7 protein-coding genes are annotated in these 9,429 nt (G+C 43.2%); 5 read left to right on the top strand and 2 right to left on the bottom strand.

Going from position 1 to position 9,429, the window contains the following annotated elements; genetic code table 11:
• The first annotated feature begins 150 nt into the window (after nt 1-150).
• The 3 genes from F9Y84_RS16110 (at nt 151) to F9Y84_RS16100 (ending at nt 3,714) form a co-directional block, all read left to right on the top strand.
• Nucleotides 151-1,512, top strand: coding sequence for a phosphatidylserine decarboxylase family protein (locus tag F9Y84_RS16110; RefSeq protein ID WP_147391145.1), 1,362 nt, complete (start codon nt 151-153; stop codon nt 1,510-1,512).
• Nucleotides 1,513-1,740: 228 nt separating this feature from the next.
• Nucleotides 1,741-2,766, top strand: a complete 1,026-nt coding sequence (locus tag F9Y84_RS16105; RefSeq protein WP_147391144.1) for a hypothetical protein — start codon at nt 1,741-1,743, stop codon at nt 2,764-2,766.
• Nucleotides 2,767-2,871: 105 nt separating this feature from the next.
• Entirely contained in the window at nt 2,872-3,714 is an 843-nt protein-coding gene (locus F9Y84_RS16100) for a glycosyl hydrolase family 18 protein (protein WP_147391143.1), read from the top strand.
• A gap of 111 nt (nt 3,715-3,825) precedes the next feature.
• On the opposite strand, the gene F9Y84_RS16095 is transcribed toward F9Y84_RS16100, so the two are convergent.
• Nucleotides 3,826-5,091, bottom strand: a complete 1,266-nt coding sequence (locus F9Y84_RS16095; protein ID WP_147391142.1) for a Xaa-Pro dipeptidase — start codon at nt 5,089-5,091, stop codon at nt 3,826-3,828.
• Nucleotides 5,092-5,181: 90 nt separating this feature from the next.
• Complete coding sequence (locus tag F9Y84_RS16090; RefSeq protein ID WP_147391146.1) at nt 5,182-6,927, bottom strand: MFS transporter; 1,746 nt, start codon at nt 6,925-6,927, stop codon at nt 5,182-5,184.
• Between the two features lie 74 nt (nt 6,928-7,001).
• On the opposite strand from F9Y84_RS16090, the gene F9Y84_RS16085 reads away from it, so the two are divergent.
• Both F9Y84_RS16085 and F9Y84_RS22265 read left to right on the top strand, forming a co-directional pair.
• Nucleotides 7,002-8,768, top strand: coding sequence for a hypothetical protein (locus F9Y84_RS16085; RefSeq protein WP_225740697.1), 1,767 nt, complete (start codon nt 7,002-7,004; stop codon nt 8,766-8,768).
• An 8-nt stretch (nt 8,769-8,776) separates the two neighbouring features.
• On the top strand, nt 8,777-9,412 hold the full coding sequence (locus F9Y84_RS22265; protein WP_225740696.1) for a hypothetical protein: 636 nt from the start codon (nt 8,777-8,779) through the stop codon (nt 9,410-9,412).
• Nucleotides 9,413-9,429 lie beyond the last annotated feature (17 nt).

The raw sequence follows: 9,429 nt of genomic DNA, 5'->3' as shown, positions 1-9,429 counted from the left end.
TTTTTGTTAATATCAGAGCGAGTTTCTTCTACAACTGTAAGGTGTTCAATCAGGTTCATTGGTTGCGCCTAGCAATGGGATTGGCGCTATTTGATCATAAATTAGCTAAAAGTGCGATCCCGCCCTGCTCTTATTAAGGAGAGCACTCAAATGAAAGAAATCATGAATATTTTACGTGTTGTTAGTGAAAGTCGTCAGGCAGAAATTAGCCCTGAGGATAACCATAAGGTTGAGCAAATTGTAAAGTGGCAAAAAGAAACTTTGACTCAAGCTGAACTGGCTTTTTCTGGTAGCTATGAACCCGCAGTTCAGGCACTTTCGGATTACCTTTCATGCACACCGAGTAGCGACAGCACCGCTAGGCGTTTCGCCACCCAGATGTTAACTGAAGTACCCGAGCCATATCGAGCTTTTGAGACTCTGTCGCAATGGCTCGTTGCTATTAACTACGTTATTCAACGTGCCCCTGAGTTCGAAAAAGAAACTTTCCCTATGTCCAAACTGTTTGTTTTCTACATGTTTGTTCCATCAGGGAATAAGCTATTCGTTATGAATGAGTTTAATGCTAGGCTTACACAAGTACTTCAAGCGTGGCAGACTTACTTAGACTCAGAAGAGTCTAAAGTTGTGCTCAATCCTGAAGGCACAATCCCCGCACCGACGGGCTGGCTATCTCAAAGTGCCCAAGAGCAACTTTGTCTATCTCAGGCAAAAAACTATGCAGATAGAACGCAAACTTACTGGGGCTTTACCTCATATAATGATTTTTTCCATCGAGAGTTAGATCTTGACACTTATCGACCACTTCCTGCCAATGACTCCAATAAAATAGTCGTATCTGCAAATGATGGTACTGTTTATCGCATAGCAAGAGACGTGCAATACTGTAACCAGTTCTGGTTGAAGGGCCAGCCCTACTCATTGTTTGATATGCTCGGCGGTAACGCGATTAGCAAAGAACACGATGTTCCCACCCCTTCTTATCTCATCGAGCCTTTTGTTGGTGGAGATGTGATGCAATCCTTCCTCTCTGGCGCGGATTACCACCGTTGGCATGCACCAATTTCAGGTAAAGTCGTGCGCAAACAAACTATTGAAGGATTTACCTTCAGTGAATTGCGTAGTGAGGGCTTTGATGCCAGTGCTGGCACTGAATCTCAAGGCTATCAAGCTATGGTAAACACGCGTGGTATTGTTTTTATCGAAGATGAATTCGGTAGAGGGCTGGTTGCTGTGATCCCAATTGGGATCACCGAAATTTCATCGGTAGAAATCACAGTTGATGAAGGCCAATACGTCAAAAAAGGTCAAGAGCTGGGTTATTTCAGCTATGGTGGCTCAACCTTAGCATTGGTATTTCAGCGCGGTATGGTAGCGTCATTTATGGCAGAGCCAGCCAGTGATGATGCGCAGTTCCCAGCTTGTAAAAGTGCAGAGAATTGCCCTGCAGAAAAAGGGTGCCTGCGAGTACGCTCTGCGATTGCAAAATTACATGACCCGCAAAAATGTTAAGCTTTATCACTGTGCTACAAAGCACTATTTAGCTCCTCTGTGGAGGAGCTAACGTGAGCTTGCTGTATTCTATGGTGATACGCCAGATTAAAGAGGCGCATTAGCACCTCTTTAATCGCTCAATTACCTCTTTTGGATACTCAATCACTTCATTGTATTGAATGCCATGTCATCTTGATCGCACGTCAAATAAAAACTGGCACACCTAACACCAACTAAGGAAGAGTCATGGCGCTCATAATTGACAAGACTGAAATATCACAACCGCAACAATTTTCAGATAAGATACAGACATTGCTTCAGCTTATTCACCAGGGTATGCCCTGCACCGAAGCACTCATAAAACCAAAACAAATCGTGAAGTGCAACTCAGAAGAACAATTTATTGAAATGTTATGCCTAAAATTAATGGGATCTACTTTACTTTATTTACACCAACTTCATTTATCGGTGGGCACTGGAAAACTGTTTGAGTTGCATAACCAAGACCTCAGGACACTAGCTGTTTTAAATAGCCACAATTCAGAGAAAGAGCGCATTATTCTCTCGGAGATATTGACTAAATACCACCTAGTTGATAGCAACGCTTTAAATAAAATAGCGCGTTTTTATCACCGTTATAACTTAGACTATCCAGCAATAAATTCGGGCGCATCATTTGATGAAAAGCTGACCTTATATAATGTTATTTGTTATTGTGAACAGGCATTTACATTGTCTGAAGAAACAGTGACTACAGCTTATCATTGGGCGACGCAAAAAGCACAAAACCTGGGTGATTTTGCCCGCTATTTTTGTCTTTATTTAGTATGGGAAAACAGCCAATCAAAAACGCTCACCTCACCGGATCATCTCATTGAGACACTGGCACCTATCGTAAATAGTAACTTAAACCACCCAATTGCCAATTACGAACTAGACGTGATTACCCTGCAACAAATGATAAAAAGCTGGTATCAAGATGGAAATAACCTTGGGTTTAGTGGCTTCACGTCAGGACTACTTAGTATTGTCCTGAATATAGATCTTAACTCTGAGGACGTGGTAAAAGATGCTAGTGCTTGCCTTGACGCACTGCAAACTACATTACGTAGTACCAGCTGCAACGCCTGCTATATGTCTCAGTCTGGGTTATCCCGTCATTATTCATTCAATTCACAACGTGGTGAAGTCATTCTCAAACTAGACAGGCAGGGTTACCTGAGCCTATTTAGCCACTGGCCAAGCACTTCTATATTTAATCTACACTTATGAACTATTTAGCAAACCGGCTATTTATTGTAATCCCCTGTAATTTCATATATCGGAAAACTTAGCTAATTTGTAATAGTCGATTGTCTTTTCATAAAAGGAACTAGCATGTCAAAAACGATTACATACTACAATTCAGGCGCTATCCCGCTTATTAATGCCAGCGATCTGCCCTATGACGTGGTTAACCTCGCATTTTTGTCTGCAACAAGTGACAGTCCGTTTACTTTAATACTGAATGGTGCGGTCGCAGCCACTCACTCCAGCTTCACCAACGCAACCGTTGAGGCAATCAAGGCTATGCAGCAAAAAGGGCAGAAAGTGCTTATCTCTTTTGGTGGTGGAGACATGGATTATAATACTTATCGTCTACAATCCACAGATACAGCACAGTTAGCTAGAGCGCTCGCAAAATTTGTAAAAGACAACCATCTCGATGGTGTTGACATTGATTACGAAGACAGTGCGGCATTCATCGGCAAGGCTGGATACGACGGCGCACAGTTTTTGATTGCCTTAACTCAGGAACTCAGAAGGCAACTACCAAGCCCAGACTTTCTTATAACCCATGCACCTCAGCCTCCTTATCTGGAGCAAGGAGGTGCTATGGCAGGATATATTGAGGTAGCAGAACAGGTAGGGCAAGATATAGATTGGTTAAATGTGCAGTTTTATAACAACCCACCTTGGAGCGCCAACCCAGACCAAATAGTTAACTCATATCTTAACTATATTAAGTTGCCGAATATGTCACCTGAAAAGATAGTGTTAGGATTCCCCGTTACCATGCGCGACGCAGGCTCCGGATACATGCCAGCAAGAACCATAGTTAACGAGGTGATTATGCCTATTCAAAACATTGCTAAACTGGGTGGCGTTATGAATTGGCAATTCTCCAGCGACCAAAACGGTGATTGGATCAACACCATTTCAGAAGCACTGAATAGATAAATGTACGCCAGTGAAACAGATAGCAGGCTACCTTTTGTAGCCTGTTTAGAAGAGACATTAATGTCGGTAAAAGGTGTTTGACGAATGCGAAACCGGCCTTGGGCTGCTTTATTACCGCTTCTCTACTTTGCCGTCTTTCATAACAAAAGTGACATTTTCCATCACACCAATGTCTTTAAGCGGATTGCCTTTAACCGCAATAATATCAGCAAGTTTCCCCGCCTCAAGCGAGCCTAATTGTGTGTTTTGCTTGAGTAACGTCGCGGAGTTAATGGTAGCGGCCTGCAAAGCCTGTAGTTCAGTCATGCCAAATTTCACCATACGGCTAAACTGCTTGCCATTGTCGCCGTGAGGATAAACCCCAGCATCAGAGCCAAACACCATATTCACGCCCGCTTTTACCGCTTTTGTGAAACTGGCACGCTGAGTAGCCCCAACTTTACGTTCTTTATCTAAGCTCTCTGCTAAAATTCCCGCTTTTTCGCCCTCGCCTAGAATATATTCAGTATTGTAAATGTCCATAGAGAAGTACGTGCCTTTATCTTTGGCCAGCTGAATGGCTTCATCATCAACAAAACTGACATGTTCAACCGAGTTCACACCCGCTTTAATTGCGGACTTGATACCGTCAGTACCATGCGCGTGGGCTGCAACCGTTAAGCCGCGTAGGTGCGCTTCGGTTACTATCGCCGTCATTTCCTCTTGAGAATATTGCTGAGCTCCCACTTTAGTGCCTTTAGACAATACCCCACCCGTTGCACAGAACTTGATTAAGTTAGCACCATATTTAATATTTTCACGTACTTTTTGCCTTACCGCCCAAGGACCATCTGCAACCCCTTCTGAAAAGACTTTATGCTCATGGGTTAAAAGGCTGTTGTCACAATGACCGCCGGTGATCCCAAGAGAAGGGCCTGCTGCATTTACACGCGGGCCTGGTACGTCACCATCAATAATGGCATCTCGCAGCGCGATGTCAGCATAGCCAGCAGCACCGAGGTTACGAACAGAAGTAAAGCCCGCATCCAGTGTACGCTTGGCGTTTCTAACACCGGTGATCGCTGCTCGAGAAGCGGTGCGTTGCAACCTTTTGTAGCCATGAACGTGAGCGTCTGAAGTCAAGTGGACATGCATATCAAATAGACCGGGTAATAATGTGTGACCGCTTAGGTCTATCACCTCTACACCCTTTGGATAGGCTTTACGATTTGACTTTCCGACTGAGGTAATTTTATTGTCTTCAACGACCACAGTGGCAGGTGAGATAAGCTTGCCTGACACCACATCAATCGCAGAATCAGCGTGTAAAACATACGTTTGCGCATACACACTGCTGGAAACAAAAAGCACTGTGCTCATCCATATTTTTTTATTCATCTTACTTCCTCATTTTTTGCTTGAGTTTAGAAAGAATATGGCTTGCAAACAAACCGATCGCGACCAATAACTGTTCCCATTTCAACAGTGCTATGTTTTTCTGTCTATTATCACTTTGTTGAACCAGAATAATGCAATGGCAGTGATATACGCGATAGCGGCAAATAGTCCCCACATTAACTCAGGTGCCGCCATTTCTTGTACTAACACTTTATAGCTCCAACCAGATAAAAATCCAGCAAATAAGAAACCCAGCGCCATAGAAACAAAGTAATATCCCATATACAACGCAGCTTGAGATTGAGGCGCGATACTCGCGACATACTCTTGGCTTTTAGGAGAGGCAAGCATTTCACCCAGCGCGATAAGTAATATGACAGTGACAATGAGCTGACCGCTTAACCAGTCGCTATCGCTAAGTAATGCGATAAACGCAACCGCCATCACCAGTAAGCCTGTGACTAACACATAAAATGGTCTAAATCGCTGACAGACAAAACTCACCAAAATTTGTGCGACCACGATCGCTGCAAAGTCTAAGTTGATGAGATACTCAGGATTGATTTGACGATATTGTACGATTTGCTTAGCAAGGGCTTGCGCTTGGTGCTGTGAAAGAGCCTGTCCATTATCATGAAGCGCATTTAGCGTTTGTAGTATCAACTGTATTTGCTCATGGGGGACATTCACTTTGAGGTGAACCCATTCCAGCCTAATGGTTTCAATGGATACCGTGCCACTTTCCTTAAGCTCATTGAACAGCGTAAAAATAGCAGCAGTTAACTTATCAATATCAACATGCGCTAAAAACGCGACGCCAGAATCGCCAAACCACGCCAATATATCTCGGGTATCTGCATAATCACGGATATACACAGGTAAAGTATAAAACAGCTGATTATAAACAGTCCAAAAGCCTGCAAGGATCAGCAAATATAACGCAAACGGCAGGTTGCTCACCTTCATCGGTTGTTGCCACCATGCTTTAGTCGACGCTCGATTTATAAGCATTCTGTCCCACACCCAGTTAGCTACTAACCAGATTGCAATCCAAGTAAACGCCTGACTGTAGTCAGAAAACCCAACGCCTGCCGACATCAATAGCGCCAGTGCGACAAACAGCGCAAGTGCTAAACGGGTATTACCCAGCACCGACTGTGCCGTTTTTAATACTTGAGTAGGAGATTGCTTGGTTTTAGGTAATGTTTGCGGGTCTTTGTAAAATAACATCAAGGGGATAAAGTTTATGGCAATCCAAATCGCCGACATCATAAATACCGCATCCCAGCTAATGGCGCGCATATACCCAGCAACCAAAGGACCTAAAAACCCACCAATATTCACCATGGTATAAAAAATCCCAAAGCCCAGACCACGATTACCATCGTTTGTACTGTGGCTGACGGTGCCAACAACCACAGGCTTAAAGCAAGCAGCCCCCAGCGCAACAAAACTCAGCGCTGCAAAAAATGGCCAAAAACTCTGTGCCTGTCCCAGTAAATAATAACTTGGTGTCATTACCAAAAATGCAAAAAAGAACATCTTTTTATACCCGACGCGATCTCCCAGCGCACCAGTTACAACAGGCAAAAGATATAAAAAGAAGGGAATAATTCCCTGCACTGCGCCACGCTCTATATCAGTAAAGCCAATACCACCTTGTGATTTTGGGGTTGTCATATAAATTGATGACACAGCGAAAAAGCCATACCAAGCTAGCCGTTCAAATATTTCCATGATATTCGCAATGTAAAACGTGCGGCCAAACCCAGAAGACGAAGTTGACCGATTTGTCTCATTGAGATCTGGCTCACACCACTGCTGCTGATTTTGCATAATGACAATACCTGTTATCTTTGTTATTTTATATTGCATACAATATACACAAATAATAACGAGAGCAAAGTATCATGTCTTTATTTTATTTATTCCCAACCATTTCCTTTTATAGACGAATACTCTTCCTGCAAAAGCAACAACTTGTATTTGCTCCTTTAATTGCATTACTTGCTTTACTCAGCGGATGCCAAACTACGCGAAGCAATATCGTCGCTATTCCAAGCCCTGCTGATATGCGCTCTGAAGTGAGCGTTAATGGCCGAGTTAGTACACTGAAGCACATCGATATCCAACACGTTGGTAAACAAATTCCGCTCACTTATAGCGAAGGAAAAATAGCTAACTCGCGGGGATATGACTGGTGGGTGAGTAAACATTTTGCACTCAAAAGTGACCTGCCTGAAGACAAAGTAAAACTTTATTTAGAATTACTTGAAATGTCTTATCCTCATTATGTTGAATTGTTTGGGATGGCACCCTCCGCGATTGATAAGAAGAGAATCGCTGTCGTTTATGGCAGTTCACGCCAACGTACAAAAGAAGCCATGCTGGACGATGGCTTTTTGCGCGGCGTACATAAAACAGCTGGCGGCGAAACGATGTTTTATAACCGTGCAGGGTACAACTTTCCGAGTCATCGCCAGCATCACCAACGCTACATCGTGATCCATGAAACTATGCATGCGTTTCATATGGCACTGAACGGTCACTCAACTTGGGCACCCAATTGGATCACTGAGGGGATGGCTGATGCCATTGCAAGCCACGTATATGATCCAAATAAAAAGCAGTTAACTGTGATGGTTTTTGACCGTGCTCCAATGAATTATCTGCACTTGGGTTTACAGCAGTATTATCAAAATGGCCAGCCATCTTTTGAAGCCATCAATGACGACCCATCGCTCAAACGCGGGCTCAACTTCTTTATCGTACATTTTTTATTGAGCGATCCTGAGCGATATCAATATTTTAAACGCTTTATCGGCAAATTAATGGACGCAAATCCTCACTCTGAAAACACCTTGCCAACTGCCAATGCACTCTTAAAACAGACCTTCCCCGATTGGCCTCAGCTTGAACAGCAGTTTGCAGCGTTTGTGCGCTCTGCCACGCCAAGTTTTTATATTGTCGATGGGCCTTGGGAGCAAAACGGTGCCACATATTGGCTCAGAAATACCGAAAGCAAAACACTTAATCGTCTCGATATTCATCCAAACTTTTCCTCTACACATGCCGTGATGGATTTTCCCGCCCCCGATAAAACACCTTTAATCAACTCACTTGATGAGCATAGTGTTGCAGCACTAATCGACTTAGAACCAGAGCAGAGTAAACGAGGGGAAATTGGCTTTGCGTTAATCGCTGATTTAACAATCGAGAGCTTAGATGCGCGTCTCGGACGCGTTAAACCAAAAGAAATTGATTTTAATAAAGACACTCTACTGCAATTTACACTTCAAGAAGGGATGAAGTTAACAGTTTCTAGCAATCAAGAGTTATTTCCCGCAAAATCCGTCGCACTGCTGCCGCAATTACGCAACGATATTAAGCTATATCATCAAGTGGCGCTCACGCTTTCAAAGCGGGACGATGCACTGATTATTAAAATGAAAACACAACACCATGAGCAACTGGCTAGGCTACCGTTGATCCAAATTGGTGTTTCAGACCTTAGCTTGCAAAAAATAAGCCTTATTGGCCGAAATAACAATCATAGAATAACGCCGTACTTTGCTGCGCATGACTACTTGATCACGAATGAACAAACCACTAACCCTTGGCACTTTAACGATGCAGCGCTACTTCGCAGAGCCTTTAGAAATATAGCGCTCAGTTAAGTGGTTGTATGACCCCACTTCGCGAAATCTTTAACAAACAGAAATCAAGAATAGTCACGGAAACTGAGCATAAAACCCTCAATCGCTTACTGCAGCAATGGCAATCAACACTTGGCGACAATGCGCTCTTTACCCTAAGTGGTATCAACATCCAAAGCTATTTTTCTGACGAAAAGCACTATCTGTACGTCAACAACCCTAGTAATCATCATATGACACTAAGTATGGCTAACTACTCTGAAACTCTGGATTTTGGTGAGCACCGTATTGAATTGCCAACACCAAGCGTTAAAAGCTTAGTGATTCATTGGAACGGATTAACACAACAAAAGCCACTTCTAACGCCAAAGATACCTTTTTATGGTGTTCAAATGAAAGTTAGTGTTCGTGATAATATCACCATCACACTTAACGGCCCCTATTCAGGTGCGTCAAGTGGTGTATTGCGTGTTAATTTTATTCCATTTCACTCATTCAAAAATGATGAGCCACTTTGGCAGCTGCCCGTTACCTTTGCACCTTATGAAAGTAAAACTTTTAGCGTAGATAAGTTACGGGGATTAAAAGATGGCGTACTTAAAATAACCGGTGAGTTTGACGTTGATGGTGAACCACTTCAGTTGACTAAAACCATTAACCTGTAATGCCAAACCCTTGTAGC

Source organism: Pseudoalteromonas peptidolytica (assembly GCF_012641745.1).
In the GTDB taxonomy this organism is placed as follows: Bacteria; Pseudomonadota; Gammaproteobacteria; order Enterobacterales; family Alteromonadaceae; genus Pseudoalteromonas; species Pseudoalteromonas peptidolytica.
The sequence above is the reverse complement of the archived record's forward strand: the minus strand, read 5'-3'. Positions and strand labels throughout refer to the sequence as shown.